The sequence below is a fragment of the Streptomyces sp. NPDC001606 genome (assembly GCF_053596835.1).
Genome location: NZ_JBSFHC010000002.1, coordinates 461,632 through 479,307, shown reverse-complemented (window position 1 = coordinate 479,307; position 17,676 = coordinate 461,632). Strand labels below are relative to the sequence as shown.

General features: G+C 69.4%; 14 protein-coding genes and 2 pseudogenes. 9 read left to right on the top strand and 7 right to left on the bottom strand.

All coding sequences use genetic code 11. The annotated features are described in order from the left end of the window. Positions 1 to 50: 50 nt before the first annotated feature. From ACWCV9_RS06550 to ACWCV9_RS06525, 6 genes are all read left to right on the top strand, one after another. Positions 51 to 2,909 (top strand): nitrate- and nitrite sensing domain-containing protein, encoded by a 2,859-nt coding sequence (locus ACWCV9_RS06550; protein WP_450784557.1) that lies wholly within the window; start codon positions 51 to 53, stop codon positions 2,907 to 2,909. Then, a complete protein-coding gene (locus ACWCV9_RS06545) occupies positions 2,906 to 3,424 on the top strand; it encodes a roadblock/LC7 domain-containing protein (RefSeq protein WP_450784556.1) in 519 nt (172 codons plus the stop codon). Before ACWCV9_RS06550 ends, ACWCV9_RS06545 begins: the two co-directional genes overlap by 4 nt. Continuing rightward, a complete protein-coding gene (locus ACWCV9_RS06540; protein WP_450784555.1) occupies positions 3,421 to 3,837 on the top strand; it encodes a DUF742 domain-containing protein in 417 nt (138 codons plus the stop codon). The genes ACWCV9_RS06545 and ACWCV9_RS06540 overlap by 4 nt, the downstream gene beginning before the upstream one ends. Beyond that, the gene (locus tag ACWCV9_RS06535; protein ID WP_450784554.1) at positions 3,818 to 4,480 is read left to right on the top strand and encodes a GTP-binding protein; all 663 of its coding nucleotides are present in this window, start codon (positions 3,818 to 3,820) and stop codon (positions 4,478 to 4,480) included. Before ACWCV9_RS06540 ends, ACWCV9_RS06535 begins: the two co-directional genes overlap by 20 nt. 46 nt (positions 4,481 to 4,526) lie before the next feature. Next, the gene (locus ACWCV9_RS06530; protein WP_450784553.1) at positions 4,527 to 5,780 is read left to right on the top strand and encodes a styrene monooxygenase/indole monooxygenase family protein; all 1,254 of its coding nucleotides are present in this window, start codon (positions 4,527 to 4,529) and stop codon (positions 5,778 to 5,780) included. A 1,676-nt stretch (positions 5,781 to 7,456) separates the two neighbouring features. Next, positions 7,457 to 7,840 carry a hypothetical protein gene (locus tag ACWCV9_RS06525; RefSeq protein WP_450784715.1) on the top strand — a complete coding sequence of 128 codons (384 nt, stop codon included), beginning with the start codon at positions 7,457 to 7,459 and terminating at the stop codon, positions 7,838 to 7,840. A 120-nt stretch (positions 7,841 to 7,960) separates the two neighbouring features. Here ACWCV9_RS06525 and ACWCV9_RS06520 read toward each other — a convergent pair. Continuing rightward, positions 7,961 to 8,230: pseudogene (locus tag ACWCV9_RS06520) on the bottom strand (HNH endonuclease); the annotation flags it as partial. A gap of 591 nt (positions 8,231 to 8,821) precedes the next feature. Beyond that, positions 8,822 to 9,727, bottom strand: a complete 906-nt coding sequence (locus ACWCV9_RS06515; protein WP_450784552.1) for a hypothetical protein — start codon at positions 9,725 to 9,727, stop codon at positions 8,822 to 8,824. Between the two features lie 758 nt (positions 9,728 to 10,485). Between ACWCV9_RS06515 and ACWCV9_RS06510 the strand changes: the two are divergent. Then, positions 10,486 to 10,644: pseudogene (locus ACWCV9_RS06510) on the top strand (site-specific integrase); the annotation flags it as partial. A 111-nt stretch (positions 10,645 to 10,755) separates the two neighbouring features. Here ACWCV9_RS06510 and ACWCV9_RS06505 read toward each other — a convergent pair. The 4 genes from ACWCV9_RS06505 to ACWCV9_RS06490 form a co-directional block, all read right to left on the bottom strand. Then, entirely contained in the window at positions 10,756 to 11,817 is a 1,062-nt protein-coding gene (locus ACWCV9_RS06505) for an NlpC/P60 family protein (RefSeq protein WP_450784551.1), read from the bottom strand. Between the two features lie 123 nt (positions 11,818 to 11,940). Further along, positions 11,941 to 12,231, bottom strand: a complete 291-nt coding sequence (locus tag ACWCV9_RS06500) for a hypothetical protein (RefSeq protein WP_450784550.1) — start codon at positions 12,229 to 12,231, stop codon at positions 11,941 to 11,943. A 10-nt stretch (positions 12,232 to 12,241) separates the two neighbouring features. Continuing rightward, entirely contained in the window at positions 12,242 to 12,889 is a 648-nt protein-coding gene (locus ACWCV9_RS06495) for a TetR/AcrR family transcriptional regulator (protein ID WP_450784549.1), read from the bottom strand. Between the two features lie 157 nt (positions 12,890 to 13,046). Further along, positions 13,047 to 13,985, bottom strand: coding sequence for an AurF N-oxygenase family protein (locus tag ACWCV9_RS06490; protein ID WP_450784548.1), 939 nt, complete (start codon positions 13,983 to 13,985; stop codon positions 13,047 to 13,049). 123 nt (positions 13,986 to 14,108) lie between these two features. On the opposite strand from ACWCV9_RS06490, the gene ACWCV9_RS06485 reads away from it, so the two are divergent. Both ACWCV9_RS06485 and ACWCV9_RS06480 read left to right on the top strand, forming a co-directional pair. Continuing rightward, a complete protein-coding gene (locus tag ACWCV9_RS06485) occupies positions 14,109 to 15,218 on the top strand; it encodes a ferritin-like domain-containing protein (RefSeq protein ID WP_450784547.1) in 1,110 nt (369 codons plus the stop codon). Positions 15,219 to 15,266: 48 nt separating this feature from the next. Continuing rightward, positions 15,267 to 16,145 carry a hypothetical protein gene (locus ACWCV9_RS06480; protein ID WP_450784709.1) on the top strand — a complete coding sequence of 293 codons (879 nt, stop codon included), beginning with the start codon at positions 15,267 to 15,269 and terminating at the stop codon, positions 16,143 to 16,145. A gap of 53 nt (positions 16,146 to 16,198) precedes the next feature. Here the strand turns inward: ACWCV9_RS06480 and ACWCV9_RS06475 are convergent, their stop codons facing one another. Continuing rightward, complete coding sequence (locus ACWCV9_RS06475; RefSeq protein WP_450784708.1) at positions 16,199 to 17,656, bottom strand: penicillin-binding transpeptidase domain-containing protein; 1,458 nt, start codon at positions 17,654 to 17,656, stop codon at positions 16,199 to 16,201. Between the last annotated feature and the right edge of the window lie 20 nt (positions 17,657 to 17,676).

The following is a 17,676-nucleotide window of genomic DNA, read 5'->3' as shown; positions in this document are numbered from 1 at the left end:
CGCCGACATGACGGGCCGCCACCCGGGCCCTTGGGTAGACGAGTTACGGAATGCGAGCACCGGTGCAGATGAAGCGGCCTCGGCGCACAGGCAGGCAGACGGCCCCCGAGGGGACCGCCGAGCAGACCCCCGTGGGCACCGGCCGCCCCACCCATGTGCGCACCCGGCTGATCATCGCCGTCGCGGTGGTCGCCGCGGCCGTCGCCGGAGCCGGCGCGCCCGCACTGCTCACCGCCTCCGGGAACGTCAGCGACTCGCAGGACCTGGTGACCCTGGCCGCCCGCACCGAGGACGCCCTCGCCCTCGCCCACTCCCTCGCCGACGAGCGCGACGAGGTCACCTCCTACATCGCCGCGGGCCGCCCCCGCTCCAAGGCGCCCTCCGAGGACCGCAGCGCCCGCGTCGACCGCGAGGTCGAGGACCTGCGCGCCGATCCCGACACCCCGGCGAGCCTGCGCACCGACCTCGACGCCATCGAGCCGAACCGGCACGCGGCCCTCACCGGCAAGTCCACCGCCCTCCAGGCCCACCAGGCCTACTCGGCGATCATCACCGACCTGCACCGGCTCGCCGAGCAGCTCGCCGACCGGATGCCCCCGCGGGCCGGTTCCGGCGCCCACGCGCTCGCCGAACTGGACACCGCCGTCCAGCAGTCCGCCGCCGCCCGGGGGCTGCTGCTGGCCGCGCTGAACGTCCCCTCCACCAGCCACACGGTGATCAACCCCCTCACCGGCCTGCCCACCACCACCTCCCTCACCACCGAGGCGGACCGCAAGCAGCGCGACGCGCTCACCGCCGCCGCCCAGCAGGCCCGCGTCCGCGCCGACGCCGCACTCGCCGGCTTCCGCGCCACCGCCCCCAAGGCGGCCGTGGACTCCTACGCCTCCACCGTCACCGGCCCCGAGGTCAACTCGGCGGAGAAGTACCTGGCCACGCTCACCGACCAGCCCACCCTCGCCGACAGCGAGCTGACCACCAGCACCAAGAAGCTGGACGCGGCCCTGTCCGCCCGCGTCGACCTGATGCGCGGCGCCGAGTCCGCGCTCTACGACCACCGCACCAAGGACCTCGAAAAGCTCCGCGACGACGACGTCACCGCGCTGGAGGTCCGGGTCGCGGTCCTCGGCGTGCTGATGCTGGTGGCCGTGGGCATCGCCACGGCCATGGCGCGCACCCTGACCCGCCCGCTGTCCGTGCTGCGCCGCGGCTCGGCCCGGCTGGCGCAGTCCGAGCAGCCGACGGCCGAGGAGCCGATCGCCTTCACCGGCCGCAACGACGAGTTCGCCCAGGTCGTCCGCTCGGTCAACGCCCTGCACGCGCACGCGCTCGCCCTCCAGGAGCGGGTGACGACGCTGGAGACCGACCGCAAGCACCTGGTCGGCCAGCGGCAGAAGATGGCCGACGCCCGGGAGTCGCTGCGCGCGGAACTGGCCGACGCCGAGGCCCAGTTGCAGCGGCTGCGCACCAGCATCGGCGGCACCTTCGTCAACCTCGCCCTGCGCACCCTGGGCCTGGTCGAGCGCCAACTGGGGGTGATCGAGGGCCTGGAGGAGCGGGAGCAGGACCCCGACCGGCTGGCCACCCTCTTCAAGCTGGACCACTTCGCCACGGTCATGCGCCGGCACAGCGAGAACCTCCTGGTCCTCGCCGGCACCGAGCATGTGCAGCCGCACCACGGGCCGGTCCCGCTGGTCGACGTGGTCCGCGCGGCGGTCAGCGAGATCGAACGCTACGAGCGGGTCCGCATCGCCTCCCTGCCCCCGCACGCGCATGTGGCGGGCTTCGCCGCGGACGACCTCTCCCATCTGCTGGCGGAACTCATGGAGAACGCGACCTCGTTCTCCCCGCCGGACCTTCCCGTGGAGGTCTCCGGCTGGCTGCTGGAGTCCGGCGAGATCATGCTCTCCGTCCAGGACGAGGGCATCGGCGTCACCGAGGACCGCCTCGACCGCCTGAACTCCCGCCTCACCGACTTCGACCCCGAGTCCCCCTACGACCAGGAGGGCGAGGACGGTCTCGGCCTCGGCCTGTACGTCGTCGCCCGCCTCGCCCACCGCCATGGCGTCCGGGTGCGGCTGCGCGAGCAGAAGCAGGGCGGCACCGCGGCGGTGGTGATCCTCCCGTCCACCCTGCTCGCGGAGGCCGCCCCGGCCTCGATCCCACCCCAGCCGTCCGCCCAGGGCACCCCCGTCTCCCTCCCGGGCGCCAACGCCGAAGCCAACTCCAACATCCTCCCCACCCGCCCCACACCCCCGACCCCGCTGCCCGCTGCCTCCGGCGGCTCGGCGGAGGGGCCGGCTGCGGAAGCCGACGGCGGGGCCGCGGATGAGGCCGTGGGTGAGTCGGCGGATGCCGTGGACGCCGTGGACGCCGAGGAGGCTGTCTTCGAGGGAGAGCTTGACTCCGCGGCCGGTGATGAGGACCGGGCTCAGGATGAGCACGGGGCCGTGGCCGACGACGCGGGCTGGGCCGGGGGCGGGCATCCGGAGGTGGGGGTCGAGGCGTATGCCGAGACCACGATGGAGCTGTTGCTCCCGGATCCCACCCCGCCGCAGGAGGCCTCCGGCGAGCCCGCGGCCGCCGACGGCGAAGGCGCCCCGAGCGGGTCATCCGCGGCCGACGACGAAGGCCGTACGGACGGCGCGGCCGAGGAGCCGCTCACCAGCAAGGGCCTGCCCAAACGCACACCCAGGATCACCACCCCCGCCGAGGCCCCGCGCCAGCGGACCCGCTCGGTCGACGCCGAGGCCCTGCGCCGCAGGCTGGGCGGCTTCCGCCGGGGGGCGGAGGCCGGCTATCGCGACGTAGAAGCGCAGATCGCCGAAGAGACGGCCAACAACCGGCGGCCGTCCGATGACGCACACGCCGAAGAAACCACGGGGGGTACAGCCGAGGAGGCAACCAGTTGACCGCGCCGAGTACCTACGGACTGAGCAGTGAAGCCCGCAACCTGCACTGGCTGCTGACCAACCTGGTCGAGGAGGTCCCCGGCATCCAGTCCGTCGCCGTCGTCTCCTCCGACGGCCTGCTCCTGCTCTCCTCCGACCCGGGCCACACCGAGCAGTCCCGCCAGGCCCTCCAGGAACGCAGGTCCGCCCCGGCGAAGGGCCCCCGCGGCTCCTCCGCCGACCTCGCCACGATCGTCTCCGGCATCGGCAGCCTCACCGTGGGCGCGGCCAAGCTGCTGGAGTTCGGCGGGGTCAAGCACACGATGGTCGCCATGGACGAGGGCAGCCTGTTCGTGATGTCGATCAGCGACGGCTCACTGCTCGGCGTGCACGGCTCCGCCGAGTGCGACATGAGCGTGGTGGCCTACCACATGGCGCTGTTCGTCGGCCGCGCCGGCCACGTCCTCACCCCGGAACTCCGCACGGAACTCCGGCAGTCACTGGAGGCCGACACCGCCACCGGGGCCGTCCGATGAGCCGCCCGCCGAAGCTCCCCGTCCGCGGCGGCGACCGCAAGCCCGCCCGCGTCCGCCCCTACTCGCTCACCGGCGGCCGTACCCGCTTCGGCCACGTCCTCCTCGTGGAGACGTTCGTGGCCAGCACGGCGGCGCTCGACGCCCCCGAGGAGCGCAAGGAGCTGACGAACGGCTCGCTCAACACCCGGGTCATGCCGGAACTGCGGGCCATCGTCGAACTGTGCCGCCGTATGCGCACGGTGGCCGAGATCGCCGCGCTGCTGAAGATGCCGCTCGGCGTGGTCCGCGTCCTCCTGAGCGATCTCGCGGACCAGGGAAAGATCCGTGTGTACGGCACCGGAACCGGTCACGGCACCGGCCGCCCGGACCGCGCTCTGCTGGAAAGGGTGCTGAGTGGACTCCGCCGTCTCTGACGCCACCGTCGCCGACGCCACCGGCGTCACCCCGCTCGTCGCCGGCTTCACCGCGCCCGACGAGGATCTGAAGGCCTGGCAGAAGGACCGTACCCGGGCCCCCGTCGCCACCAAGATCGTGGTGGCCGGGGGCTTCGGCGTCGGCAAGACCACGCTGGTCGGGGCCGTCTCGGAGATCACGCCGCTCCAGACGGAGGCGCTGATGACCGAGGCGAGCGAGGGCACCGACGACCTCTCCGCCACGCCGGACAAGCTGACCACCACCGTGGCCATGGACTACGGCCGGATCACGCTCGACGACGACCTGGTGCTGTATCTGTTCGGCACACCGGGCCAGCAGCGGTTCTGGTTCATGTGGGACGACCTGGTGCGCGGCGCGATCGGCGCGGTCGTGCTGGCCGACACCCGCCGGCTGAAGGACTGTTTCCCCGCGCTGGACTACTTCGAGAGCTGCGGGCTGCCGTACGTCGTCGCGGTCAACCACTTCGACGGCAGCGAGCGGTTCGACCCGGAGGACGTCCGCGAGGCGCTGACCATACCCGCGCACATCCCCGTCATGATCATGGATGCGCGGCGCCGGATCTCGGTGATCGAGACCCTGCTGTCCCTGGTCGCGCACGCTCTGGACGAAACCCCCGAGTAGTCCAGGCGCAGTCCCCGAGAAATCCCCGTAAGGAGCCCTCCCCCGTATGCGGAAGATACTCGTCGTCGGAGCCGGCCAGTCCGGACTCCAGCTCGCCCTCGGCCTCCAGTCGCACGGCTACGAGGTCACCCTGATGTCGAACCGGACCGCGGACGAGATCCGCTCCGGCCGGGTCATGTCCACGCAGTGCATGTTCGACACCGCCCTGGGGCACGAGCGCGATCTCCAGCTGAACTTCTGGGAGTCCCAGGCCCCGAAGATCGAAGGACTCGGCGTGTCGGTCGCGGCCCCCGGCTCGCACGACCCGGGCCCCACCCAGCGCGCGATCGACTGGGTGGGCCGGCTCGACGGGTACGCGCAGTCGGTCGACCAGCGGGTGAAGATGGCCGGCTGGATGGAGACCTTCGCGCAGCGCGGCGGCCAGCTGGTCATCCACGGCGCGGCGGTCGGCGACCTCGACTACTTCTCCCGCGCCTACGACCTCGTCCTGGTCGCCGCGGGCAAGGGCGAGCTGGTGTCGATGTTCGCCCGCGACCCGGAGCGCTCCCCCTACACCGAGCCGCAGCGCGCGCTGGCGGTGGCCTACGTCCACGGCTTGGGCCCCCGCCCCGAGCACCCGGATTTCCACGCGGTCCGCTGCAATGTGGTCCCCGGCGTCGGCGAGCTGTTCGTCATGCCGACGCTCACCACCTCCGGCCCGGCCGACATCCTCTTCTGGGAGGGCATACCCGGCGGCCCGCTGGACGTCTTCACCGGCGTCAAGGACCCCGCGGAGCACCTCTCCCTGACCCTGGAACTCATGGAGAAGTTCACCCCGTGGGAGTACGCGCGGGCCACCAGGGTCGAACTGACCGACGCGGGCGGCACGCTGGCCGGCCGCTACGCCCCGACCGTCCGCAACCCCGTCGGCCGGCTCCCCTCCGGCGGGCTGGTCCTCGGCGTGGCCGACGTGGTCGTGGCGAACGACCCGATCACCGGCCAAGGCTCCAACTCGGCGGCCAAGTGCGCGGCCGCCTACCTCGCCGCGATCCTGGAACACGGCGACAAGCCCTTCGACGAGGACTGGATGCGGGCCGCCTTCGACCGCTACTGGGCCACCGCCCAGCACGTCACCAAGTGGACGAACGCGATGCTGGCCCCGCCGCCGGAGCACGTCCTGAACCTCTTCGGCGCGGCCGGCGCGCTCCCGGCCGTCGCCGACCGCATCGCCAACGCCTTCGACGACCCGGCCGACTTCGAGGACTTCTTCTACGACCCGGAGAAGACGGCCGCCTACCTGGCCTCGGTCTCTGGAGCCTGACGGCTCTCTGACCTGGCGTCCGGCCGTCGTTGGCTGTCGTTGTCGGTCGACGTCGGCCACCCTCGCACGGCCCAGGGACGGCCCCGGCTGCACCGGGGCCGTCCCTGGTTTCTGCTACCGGAGCGTGTTGGAGCACGGAAAGGCGCACGCCTACAGCCTGGCTGACACCCATGGAGCGATCAGTGCGAGCAACGTGACGATCTCCCGGATCAGTTGGATGACCTGTGTAGTCGCCTCGGTTCGCGAGGTGTCGCGCTGCGGCCGGCCCTTGACTGCGGTGTTGGGTCGTACCCGGCTATGCATTGCATTGCCATGCATAGCCGGGTACCGTGTAGCTACAAAGGCGGGGTCTGATGTAGCGACACAACGAACTTGAATCTGTGACGGTTCGATGTCGTGCAAGTTGGACCTCCAAGTGTGACGCCATGGCCGTGCAGTGCGGAGCGGGAAACTTCGTGTGCTGCGCGGCGTTTGGCATGCCTGTAGTGCAACTAACTTGGCATCGTAGCGTAGTTGTTAGCCCGGATGCCTCTGAGTCTGACGGTCGACTGCCGAAGAGCCTTGATTTGAGCGCTACTTGTGGTGGCCGGTCTTTGAGCTGTCTGTGACCGTAGCAGTGGCTTGTTCAGCCCCCAATGGGGTCGAGTCGGGCGCCGCTTACTTCCAGCAACGAAGCGCTTGGTGTGAAGTGCTGCCCTGGTGGGGCATTGGTGGGGTGTTGGCGGGGCCTTAGTAGCGCCTTGCTCCGTGGCTGGATGTTTCGAAGGTTGGCCGGAATACGCTCCTGCTCTCACCCAAGCTCCCATCCGTACGCCGTCGACCCACACACCGTGGAGCGGCCGCGTCTGCTCGGCTCTGCCTGGGTCGATGGTGTGCGGGATGGGAGTTCCCAGCATCCGCCACAACGGGCCCGCAGTCGGGAACGGCGCCCCCTCCATTCCGGTGCCGGCCGATCCCCCGCCGGAGGCACTGTTCTGACCGTGGCTGGCGTTCGGCGGCTGCTCGGCTCACGGCCACCGGCCCTATCCACCAGTGGGCGTGCGTCGGCGCAGCGCGGCCGGAGCGGGCCGGAGGCAGGAGCGTCGCCCGGGGCGGAGCCGGGAGCGCGCCCGGCGGAGCGGAGCGAAGCCGGGGCTTGACGGCGGGGAGAGCATCAAGGCGGTCAGCGAGTACCTCGGGCACAGCAACGCTGCACTGACGCTACGGATCTACGCGCACCTCATGCCGAGCAGCCAGGAGCGAACCCGGACGGCAATCGAGACGGTCTATGCCAAGGCCCAACGTTCCGTCTGACGGCCCACAGACGGCCCACGGCCCCGTGAGGGCTGACCAGTCGGTGTACACCGCTGGTAGAAGCCTTGCGGGGCTGTCGGCTTGCTTCTCCGACCCCGAGAAGACGGCCGCCTACCTGGCCTCGGTCGCCGGAGCCTGACGGCCCTCTGACCTGGGCTCCGGCCGTCGTCGTCTGTCGTTGTTGGTCGACGTCGGCCACCCTTGCACGGCCCACAGACGGCCCCGGCTGCACCGGGGGCCGTCTCTAGTTTGGAAGATCGCGTATGAGGATCGCTGCTGAGCCGGGCAGTTGCTGATCTGTGGCTTGCCAGCGCTTCGCCCCCTAATCCCCGCTGGTCCCCGTCAGCGCTCGCCGCTTCGGGCACACAAGGGGCATGCCTGGCGTGTCCATGCCCGTCCGGGCGCTCATCACGACCCGAGGACGGCCCGGGAGGGTGTTCGTGCGTGAGCGCCGCATTAGGAGTTCGATCAAGGCTCAGCTCGACCGTAAGACTGCCGGGACGCTGTGGCTGAGCGAGATCGCGCACGACCGCTGCTGTACGCAGGCGTTGATGTCAGTCTTGGATGTCAACCGACCGAGATTTATCAGCCTCCCAGCCTGCCTGCTGAGCACGCCTGTTGATCTCATCGGCAGCGGCCTGAAGCACGGCGACACGTGTGCCTTGGCTGAATCCAACGCCGAAGTGTGTTCCTGCTCGGTCGAGGAGGTCCTGAAGGAGCTCCGACACTCGCTCAGCTGCCCCCTCCTCCGCGACGACAGAGGCTAGGGCGTCCTTGAACTCCGGAGCTTTCTCGGCTGCGGCAAACCAAGCCAAGAAGGTCTCAAGTTCCCGGCTGGGGCGCTCTTCTCTGGTCGCGATCCAGCGAGCCATCTGGGCTGGGTCCACCCAGTCTGGAGATTCTTGATGGCAAGGCTTACAGAGTAGGAGCAGGTTGCTCGCGTCGTCTGATCCCCCGAGGCTGCTGGGGATGATGTGAGCTCGTTCGAGGTTGGCGCGCTGCCATGAGGCTTGGGCAGTGGCCCGCTTCCATCGCTCTGAGAACCACCCGCAAGCGAAGCAACACGGCTCATCAAGCAACAGGTGAGGTGCGAAATCTTCTCTTCTCGGGCTTTCGTTCCAATGCTGCGCAATTTTCCACTTACTCGGTACGGACATGGGCCCCCCTCTGTCTACTGCTCGTAGCATGCCAGCCACCTGTGACATCAGCCTGGGCTTGGTCGAGCGGCCGATAGATGTCGAGCCTGGGAGGCCTGGCGCTGTCAGCACCGCTTTAGGAGAGAGGGTGAGCAATCTCGCGCCTGAGCTGCGGATTTGCTGACTGGGCAAGTGAGCGGCTACTCGACCACAGGGCGGCGGTGTTGACCGTGGCTGACCTCTGCATCTGGCATGGTTGTGGCACGAACCTCAGCCGACGACAGTCAGCCACGACGGCGGGTGCGTCGACGGACCAGGCGCGCGTGTGTTCGCTGGACCCCCACCGGCCTCCACCACGCTGCCAGTGACGTCGACCAGAGAACTGCGCCGGCCAGACGGGTGGGTACAACCGCCTCCTCAAAACTTCTAGCTCGGGAAGCTTGGCCGCTCAGGGCCTTGGTTTCGTTCCCTGGTTCACAGGTTCCCGGTGAGTTATCGCACCATCCGGCGCGAACGCGAAGGGTGCATGTCCGTCCTAGCGGAAAAAGCTCCTGACTTACCCGATGGCCAGGTTTCGACAGAGGCCGCAGAGCCACTGCGACGCCCTGCTCACTATGCCGTGACGGCTTGAGCAAGACCCCGTACTAGTTCAGAGTGCTTATCAATGGGAAGTTGGGTGAGCACATCACAGAGACCTCGGTTCAAGTCATCCCTCGACATCACACTCAACTTTACGTTTGCCGTTTCGGACCTTCCGGTCCTTGTATTGAAGAGATTGACTTTCATGTCAATCTCATCCACTGCGAAAGTGGATACTATGTCTGGCGAAGCCGTGAAATTGTCAGCGGCTGATTTGGACATCATTTCGCCAGCAAATCTTCCTCCTGTGGCGAGATTTTGCTCCAAATAGTGAAGGGTCTGGGGTGCCAGAAGAGAATTCAGGGAGCAGCCGAGGTCAACCCTCGTGACCGTGCCATAAGATTTCAACTGTATGCTTTCTTGGACCTCCGGGCTTTCCCACCTTTTTGGAGCGCCTGCGGCAAACCACATCATTTCAAAGATCTCGGCAGTGACGTATTCGGCCACTTCTGTGTGCCCACTCACGAGAGCGGATATGTTTTCGTCGTTTATCTTTACCATCTCGATTGGCACGATGACATTTTGTCCCACTGGAACACGGCCGGCTTCCAGGGAGACCGCCTCCTCGCGGAGGGCTATGGCTAGCACCTTCTCTTTAGGGAGACTCCCCGCCTCGGCGAACTCTTCTTGCAGGTTTGAGAGAACCTGGGGTGGCTTGAGGCCTAGCTTGAATTTGTCTTCTACCTGCCTAAGGAAAATCTCTGGTTCCACCTGACTTAGAGGGAGCATGGAGGGATCCATGTTGATTACTACACTCGTTGTCTTGATGCCTCGAATGTGGCTAGGCAGGGCCTCTTCTACGCTTGCCGCTACTCGGCTCTTTCGCGCTTCCTCATATCCAGAGAGGGCGGCTTCCAGTTCTTCCATGTTGGCGGTCATTTCAACCCCTCCTCGATTCTTTCTACGTACTCTGCGAGCTGGCGCTGAACTGTTCGAACGTCGGTGTTCGGGGAAGCTGCTAGGCAATTAATGCATGCAATGCGCAGGTCTCGCGGAAGCCAAACAGTCTGACCAAGAGACGATTCTCGTTCCGTCTCACTTAGGCTCTCTCCGGCGCTAACCCGCGCCAGGGTTGACCACAGTTTTTGGAGTGCTTGCTGGCGTAGGGGCAATATGGACATGAAGCGATCATTCGCAAATTGTGCACCCTGCAAGCGCTCTTGATGTCGTTGCGTCCTCCACATCGTCAGATAGGAGGAGAGGAAGGCTATTGCGCCCCCTATGAGGGCGGCCACGATGGCGGTCATTGCTATCCCCAGCCGCGCTAATTTTGGAGCCCTGTGCACGAATCGAAGGCACTCTTTTTCATGCTGTGCCGTCTTGGGTGCGCGTGTCCAGGCCTACCTGGTGATTCACCCATTCAGACTAGCTCTGGGTGCTAAACCCGGACAGCCGAGTATCATGGAGGTTTGAATTCGCGGTGACAAATGATCGATTAGCGTCGATTCTTCGCGACGGCTTGCCAGGTCAGTTGACGGGTTGTTGCCGGCCACCCCAGCCATGACACGGACGTTCTTTGGCTGGTCGGCTGATCTCCAAGAGCGCGGCACGGGCACTGGCCGGGCTGGAGCGGGGCGGAGACAGGAGCGCAGGCCCGGTCAGCGCCCGGGCCGCGCGCGGGGAGCGGAGCGAGCCGCCTTGACGGCGGGGAGAGCATCAAGGCGGTCAGCGAGTACCTCGGGCACAGCAACGCCGCATTGACGCTACGGATCTACGCGCACCTCATGCCGAGCAGCCAGGAACGAACCCGGACGGCGATCGCGACGGTCTACGCCAAGGCCCAACGTCCTGTTTGACGGCCCACAGACGGCCCACGGCCCCGTAAAGCTGACCAGTTCGGTGGAAACCGCTGGTAGATGCCTTGCGGGGCCGTCGGCTTGCTTCTCCGACCCGGAGAAGACGGCCGCCTACCTGGCGTCGGTGGCCTGACCGCCGTCCGGACGCACGGCTCCCAGGACCGGGTACGACGCCAGCGGGGACACCTGCACCCTGGCGCCGGGCCGGGGAGCCTGGACGACTTTCCCGCCTCCGACGTACAGCGCCACATGGGTGGCCTGCGGGAAGTACACCACCAGGTCACCCGGGCGCAGTTCGCGCAAGGGGACCCTGCGCAGCCGCTGCCACTGCTCCTGACTGGTGCGGGGGATCGGGGTGCCCGCGTGCGACCACGCCTCGGAGGTCAGGCCCGAGCAGTCGTAGGCCCCGGGGCCCTCGGCGCCCCACTCGTAGGGCTTGCCCAGCTGGTCCATGGCGTAGCGGACCGCGCGGCCGCCCTCCGCGAAGGCGGGGCGGTCGGCCGGCAGGGCGCCCGCGGTGGTCAGCCGCTGCTGTGCCTCGGTGACCCCCTGCTGCTCCAGCCGGGCGACCGCGGCCAGCTGGTCCGGGGTGAGCGAGGCCAGCATGCGTTCCACGTCGGCCAGCCTGCCCCGGACCTCGTCGCGCTGCTTGCGCTGCCGGTCGGCGAGCGAGAGCTGGGCGTCCAGCGCCTTGCGGGCCGCCCGGGCCAGGACGTCCTGCCGCTTCTCCGTCCCGGCCAGCCGGGCCACCGTCCGCGCCCGTTCCCGCGCCAGTTCGCCGATGACATGGCCCTCGTCCAGCGCGTGCTGCGGGTCCGGGGCGAGCAGCAGGCGGACGTACGGTCCAAGGCCGTCGCCGGACTGGTACTGCTGACGTGCCAGCCGCCCGGCGTCCCCCTGGCTGTCCCGCAGGGCGAGCCGGGCGCGGGCCAGTTCACCGTCCAGCCGGGACACCTCGGCGCGCTGCGCCGCCAGCTTCTCCGTGGTCCCGTTGTAGGTCTCGGTGGCCTGCTCGGCCTGCTGGTAGAGCTGCTGAAGATCCGTCAGGAGCCGGGAGACGGACGGCTGTCGGGGTTCCGGTTCCGGTACGGCCGCGGCCGGCGCCGCGGGGGCGAGGGCGGCCTGGGCCGCCACCGCGGCCGTACAGGCCAGGCGCACAAGCCTTCCTGACACGACATCACCTCGGGTGCGGGGAGGGAATCCCGGCGAGCGGGCTGTTCGCCTCCCATGGCACCGCGATTATCGGATGAATCGGTGCGGGGCGCGCGCCGAGCCTGCGCGGACGGCGCAACCCTGTCACCCGTTCGGCCGCCCCTCGGGGCCCTCCGGCTTCGACCAGGGCCACCGGAGCCTTCCGCCCGACCTGTCCTCGGGGTCGTACGCGTACTTCCACCCCTGGATCAGCCCCAGCCGCTTGCTGTACCCACGCGGCACCCTGCGGTAGACGTACACGGCGGGCGGGCCGCCCGCCGGGTCGGGGACGGGGATGCGGTACGTCTTCGGGGGGTGCCCGGTCGGGCCGACCAGCACGGGCAGCACGCGCCCGTCCATCGGGCCGCCCTCGAAGGGGGTGTCCTGGCTCTTCACGGCTCCAGTGTCAGCCTTCCGCGGCGAGCGCGCCGACGAGGCCGGCCGTCTGCTCGTCCCGGCCGGCGGTGACCGCGAGCATGGCGGTGAACTGCTCCACCAGCCAGTCGCGCAGCTCCTGCACCGGGGGCTGCTTCTCCTCGTCCAGCCAGATCAGCGAGGCCGCCTCCACGGCGGTGATCCAGGTCCGTACGGTCATCCGCAGCCGGGGGCCGGGGGCGGTGACGCCGAGATGGCGGAAGATGTGCTCCGCCGCCGCCCGGCGCACACCGTCCACGATGGCCGTGGTCCGCGAGGTCTCCACCACGCTGCCGCCCTGGAGCAGCGCGCTGAAGCCGGCGTCGTGCTCGTCGACGAAGGCCAGGTAGCGGTCCAGGGCGCGGGACAGCCGGGCCAGCAGCGGGCCCTCGCGGGGTTCGTCGAAGCAGTGCTGGAGTTCCTCGGCGGCGGAGCGGAGCGCGGCCTCGTACAGCTGCTGCTTGCCGCCGGGGAAGTACCGGTACACCAGCGGGCGCGAGACCCCGGCCGCCTCCGCCACGTCGTCCAGCGACACGTCCTCGGGGGCGCGGTGCGCGAAGAGGGCGAGGGCCGAGGCGAGCAGTTGGCTGCGCCGGGCTTCGACGGTGAGGCGGCGGTAGGCGGGGGTGGCCGGGGTCATGCTCAGCAGCCTAATCGCTGCGCTGCTTCGGCCGTTTTTGTCTGCGGGTGCGTTGGGGCTGGTCGCTCCCCCGAGTTCTCGGCTTCGCTCGAACAGGGGGCACCCCCGTCGCGGCGGAGCCGCATATCGGACAGAGCCCCGCGCCCCTTCGGGGCGCTTATGCCAGCAGCCCCGATGACCTCCACAGGCGGCGGCCCACTCCGCGCAGGACGCCGATGTCGTCCAGGAAGTCGGTCAGTCGCTTCGCGCCGGTCTGCATGATCTCGCGGCGGTGGGCGCTCGCCTTCACCTGGGCCATCGCCTCCCGCTTGTCCAGTCCCACGTTCGTGTAGACGTCCGGGTTCACGAACGCCACGGAGAACACCCGGGCGAACTCGCCCGAGGTGACCCGGGTGAACTCCTGCGACCACCTCGGCGCGGTCAGCATCTGGCGGCGCAGCTCCTCGCGGGCGTACCGGACGTGCCGGGCCTCCTCGACGACGTGGATGCGGGTGACGCCCCGGATCAGCGGCTGGACCCGCTCGTCGGGGAAGGTCAGCCGCTGCATCCAGTCCAGCACCTCCTCGCCGAGCAGCGTCGCGGTGAAGGAGCCGGGGGTGGTGGAGATGGTCTTGAAGACGCGGCCGAGGTTCTGGTGGGCCCTGCTGACCGGGTACCAGGGGGTGCCTCCGTGCGAGATCAGCCGCGCGAACATCTTCGAGTGCCGGCACTCGTCCTCGATCTCGGTGAGCGCGTAGCGGACGTGCGCGCTCGTCGCCGCCTTGTCGTAGATGTGCCGGACGAGCAGCTGCATGAGGATGATCTCGAACCAGATGCCGAGCGAGGCCAGCGCGGCCGCCTCGTGCTGGGAGAGCAGGATGCGCTGCTCCTCGCTCATCCGCTTCCACAGGGGCGTGTCGTACAGCGACACCAGCTCCGGCGGCCAGAACCACTTGCCCTCCTCGAAGGGCGCCTCCCAGTCCAGCTCCCTGTCCGGGTCGAAGGAGTGCTTGGCGGAGGAGACGAGCAGTCGCTCGGCCACCTGCTCCCGGTCCTTGAGCAGGCCGAGCGCGTCGCGCAGGCCGTCCAGCGCGTCCGCTTCCGTCAGGGTCGTCATGGCTCCCTCACCTCGTTACCCGGGGGTACGTCGTCCGCCTCTTATGAGACTGCCTGTCAGCAAGGCCGTCAATCCCCTGCACCGGACTTGTTGACTCGGCGTCTACGTGTGAGCCTGCGAGGTATGCCGACCCATGACCTCTACGCCAACGAGCCCGGTGACTCTCCCTGGCAGGTGCCCGCGACCGGCGCGGCCCGCTTCAGCTGGGAGTACGACGACGGCCGTGACCGACTGCTCGCCCTGTACCAGAAGGGCAAGGACAAGCAGTGGGACGGGCAGACCCGTATCGACTGGGACCTGGAGGTCGACCCGCACGACGCGCTCGGCACGCCCGAGCAGGCGATGTCGCTGTACGGGACGCCGTACTGGGACAAACTCAACGCGAAGGACAGGGGCGAGCTGCGCCGGCACTACGCCTCCTGGCAGTTCAGCCAGTTCCTGCACGGCGAGCAGGGCGCGATGATCTGCGCCGCCCGGATCGTGGAGTCGGTGCCCGACATGGACGCCAAGTTCTACTCCGCGACCCAGACCATGGACGAGGCCCGGCACGCCGAGATATACAGCCGGTTCCTGCACGAGAAGATCGGGCTGGTCTACCCGATCAACGACAACCTCCAGTCGCTGCTCGGCGACACCCTGCGGGACAGCCGCTGGGACATGCCCTACCTCGGTATGCAGGTCCTCATCGAGGGCCTCGCCCTCGCCGCCTTCGGCATGATCCGGGACACCACCAAGAAGCCGCTGCCCAAGCAGATCCTCACCTACGTCATGCAGGACGAGGCCCGGCACGTGGCCTTCGGGCGGATGGCGCTGCGCGACTACTACCAGCAGCTCACCGACGCCGAGCTGCGCGAGCGCGAGGAGTTCGTCATCGAGGGCTGCTATCTGATGCGGGACCGGCTGCGCGGGGTGGAGGTGCTGGAGAACTTCGGCATACCCAGGGCGGAGGCCGAGGCGCTGAGCGAGCGCTCCGAGTACCTCCAGCTCTTCCGCAAGCTGCTGTTCAGCCGCATCGTGCCCTGCGTCAAGGACATCGGCCTGTGGGGCAAGCGGCTCCAGCAGGCCTACGTCGACATGGGCGTCCTGGAACTGGGCGACTCCAGCCTGGACCTGCTGATGGCCCAGGACGAGGAGCTGGCCGACCGGCTGGACGCGGAACGCTTCGCGGCCGAGGAGCAGGAGCGGGTGGCCGAGGTGACGGGGGCGATCGAGGCCGGAGCGGACGAGGGCTGAGGCGGCCGAGGGGCCGTCCGCCCCGTGCAGTAGCGTGCTGGCGTGTCCATGCCTCCGCCGTCGCACCCTTCCCCGTACGGCCCTCAGCAGCCCCAACAGCCCTACCCCTACGGCTCCCAGCCCCCGCAGGGCCCCGCCGGGCCGTACGGCTCCCCGTACCCCCAGGCACAGCCCTACCCCCAGGCACAGCCCTACCCCCAGGCACAGCCCTACCCGCAACAGCCGCCGTATCCGGGTCAGCCCTACCCGCCCCAGCAGCAGTACCCCGGCTGGGGCGTGCCGCCCATGGGGCCGCCGCCGAAGAAGCGGCGGGTCGGGCTGGTGCTCGGGATCGTGGGCGGTGTCGTCACCGCCGGTGTGGTGGGGCTGATACTGCTCGGGACGGCGGCCGAGGGCGGCTTCCCCGAGGCGAAGAACAAGCTGGTGCTTCCGCACACCCTCCTCGACGGCAAATACACCCTCGCCCAGGACCTGTCCGGCACCGAGGGCAAGAAGGTGGAGGAGGAGGCCGACGGCGCCTGGGACGCCAAGGACATCCACGCCGTCACCGGCCGCTACAGCCCGGGCGGCGACGACACCAAGGGCATGCTGCTCGTCTCGTCCATGTACGGCCGGTTCAAGAACCAGGACGACGTCCGCAGCCGCATGCTCAAGGGCGCCACCCAGGCCGACGGCGTGACCCTGGACCAGCCGCCGAAGGACGTCACCCCGCCCGGCGCGGCCACCCCCATCAGCTGTGAGGTGCTGACCCAGAAGGGCGCCCTGGCGACCCTCACCTACCCGGTCTGTGCCTGGGCGGACGGCAACACCGCGGCCGTGGTGGCCGAGGTCGACATGGCGACGACCCACGCCGCGGACGTCGATCTCGCCGCCGCCGCACGGCACACCGTCACGGTCCGCTCCGAGATGCTCCGGCCGCTCGGCTGACCTCCGGGCGCCCGCCCGAGAGCCTTTCGGAAGAAGGGCTCTCGGGCAGGCGCTCACCGGGCGAGGACCGCCCGCATCACGTCCCGGGCGATCGGCGCCGCGTCCCCGCCCCCGCTGATCTCGCCCCGGTCCGCCGACGCGTCCTCCACCACCACCGCGACCGCCACCTCCGGCTCCAGGGCATCCTCCGACTGCGCCCAGGACACGAACCAGGCGTACGGCACACCGGAGTTGCCCACCCCGTGCTGGGCGGTGCCGGTCTTGCCGCCGACCAGGGCGCCCGGGATGCCCGCCCGGGTGCCGGTGCCCTCCTCGACCACGTCGGTCATCAGCTCCTTCAGCCGGGCCGCCGTGTCCGGCCGCATCACCTGCCGCGCCGGATGCGCCCCGCTCCCGGCCACCGTCTCACCGCCCCGGCGGGTGGTCCGCTCGATCAGGTACGGCCGGCGCAACCGGCCGCCGTCGGCGACGGCCGCCGCCACCATCGCCATCTGGAGCGGTGTGGCCCGGGTGTTGTACTGCCCGATCGAGGACAGCGCCAGCTGCGCCCGGTCGACACGGGTGTCGAAGGTGCTGGGCGAGACGCCGAACGGGATGCGCAGCGCGGGGTCGTTGAAGCCGAACGCCCGCGCCGTCTCCGCCATGTCCCGCACGCCCACGTCCACGCCGAGCTTGGCGAACACCGTGTTGCAGGACCACTCGAACGCCATCCGCAGCGAGGCGTCCGCACAGCCGTCGCCCTCGTTGGTCAGCCGGGTGGTGGTGCCGGGCAGCCGGTAGGGGTCGGGGGAGTCGGTGGGCGCGTCCAGGTCGGTGACCACCCCCGAGTCCAGCGCCGCGGCCGCGGTGACCACCTTGAACGTCGACCCCGGCGGATAGGTCTGCCGTACCGCCCGGTTGAGCATCGGCTTCTCCGGGTCGTGGTTGAGCCGCGCCCACGCCGACGCCACCGCCTCGCCGTTGCCGGACAGCAGCGCCGGGTCGTACGACGGGCTCGTCACCAGCGCCAGGATGCGGCCGGTGGCCGGCTCGATGGCGGCCACCGCGCCCTTGCGCCCGGCCAGCCCCCGGTACGCCGCCTCCTGGGCCGCCCCGTCCAGCGTCGTCACCACGTCGCCGCCGGGGTTCGGCCGCCGGGTCGCGTCCCGCCACAGCGGCAGCGGCGACAGCACCGGATCGGTGCCCGACAGCACCCCGTCCGCCGCGTGCTCCAGGAATGTGGTGCCGTACATCTGCGAGGCGAAGCCGGTCACCGGTGCGTACAGCGGGCCGTCGCGGTAGGTGCGTTCGTAGCGCAGCTGCTCGCCGGTGTCCACCGACCCGGTGACCGGCTCGCCGTCGACCAGGATGTTCCCGCGCGGCTGGCCGTAACGGGCGATCGTGGTCCGCCGGTTGGCCGGATTGTCGTCGTAGGCGCCGGACTGGACGACCTGCACCCGGGCCGCGTTGACCAGCAGGGCCGCGAGCAGCAGCGCGCAGAACGCGCAGGCGTGCCGGATGTACCGGCCCATCGGCCGGCCGCCCTCGCCGA

What these genes read in the sequence shown, in the direction of transcription:
- ACWCV9_RS06550 (WP_450784557.1), top strand. Translation starts at nt 51, where the DNA reads ATGCGAGCACCGGTGCAGATGAAGCGGCCTCGGCGCACAGGCAGGCAG.
- ACWCV9_RS06540 (WP_450784555.1), top strand. Translation starts at nt 3,421, where the DNA reads ATGAGCCGCCCGCCGAAGCTCCCCGTCCGCGGCGGCGACCGCAAGCCC.
- ACWCV9_RS06530 (WP_450784553.1), top strand. Translation starts at nt 4,527, where the DNA reads ATGCGGAAGATACTCGTCGTCGGAGCCGGCCAGTCCGGACTCCAGCTC.
- ACWCV9_RS06515 (WP_450784552.1), bottom strand. Translation starts at nt 9,727, where the DNA reads ATGACCGCCAACATGGAAGAACTGGAAGCCGCCCTCTCTGGATATGAG.
- ACWCV9_RS06495 (WP_450784549.1), bottom strand. Translation starts at nt 12,889, where the DNA reads ATGACCCCGGCCACCCCCGCCTACCGCCGCCTCACCGTCGAAGCCCGG.
- ACWCV9_RS06490 (WP_450784548.1), bottom strand. Translation starts at nt 13,985, where the DNA reads ATGACGACCCTGACGGAAGCGGACGCGCTGGACGGCCTGCGCGACGCG.
- ACWCV9_RS06485 (WP_450784547.1), top strand. Translation starts at nt 14,109, where the DNA reads ATGCCGACCCATGACCTCTACGCCAACGAGCCCGGTGACTCTCCCTGG.
- ACWCV9_RS06480 (WP_450784709.1), top strand. Translation starts at nt 15,267, where the DNA reads ATGCCTCCGCCGTCGCACCCTTCCCCGTACGGCCCTCAGCAGCCCCAA.
- ACWCV9_RS06475 (WP_450784708.1), bottom strand. Translation starts at nt 17,656, where the DNA reads ATGGGCCGGTACATCCGGCACGCCTGCGCGTTCTGCGCGCTGCTGCTC.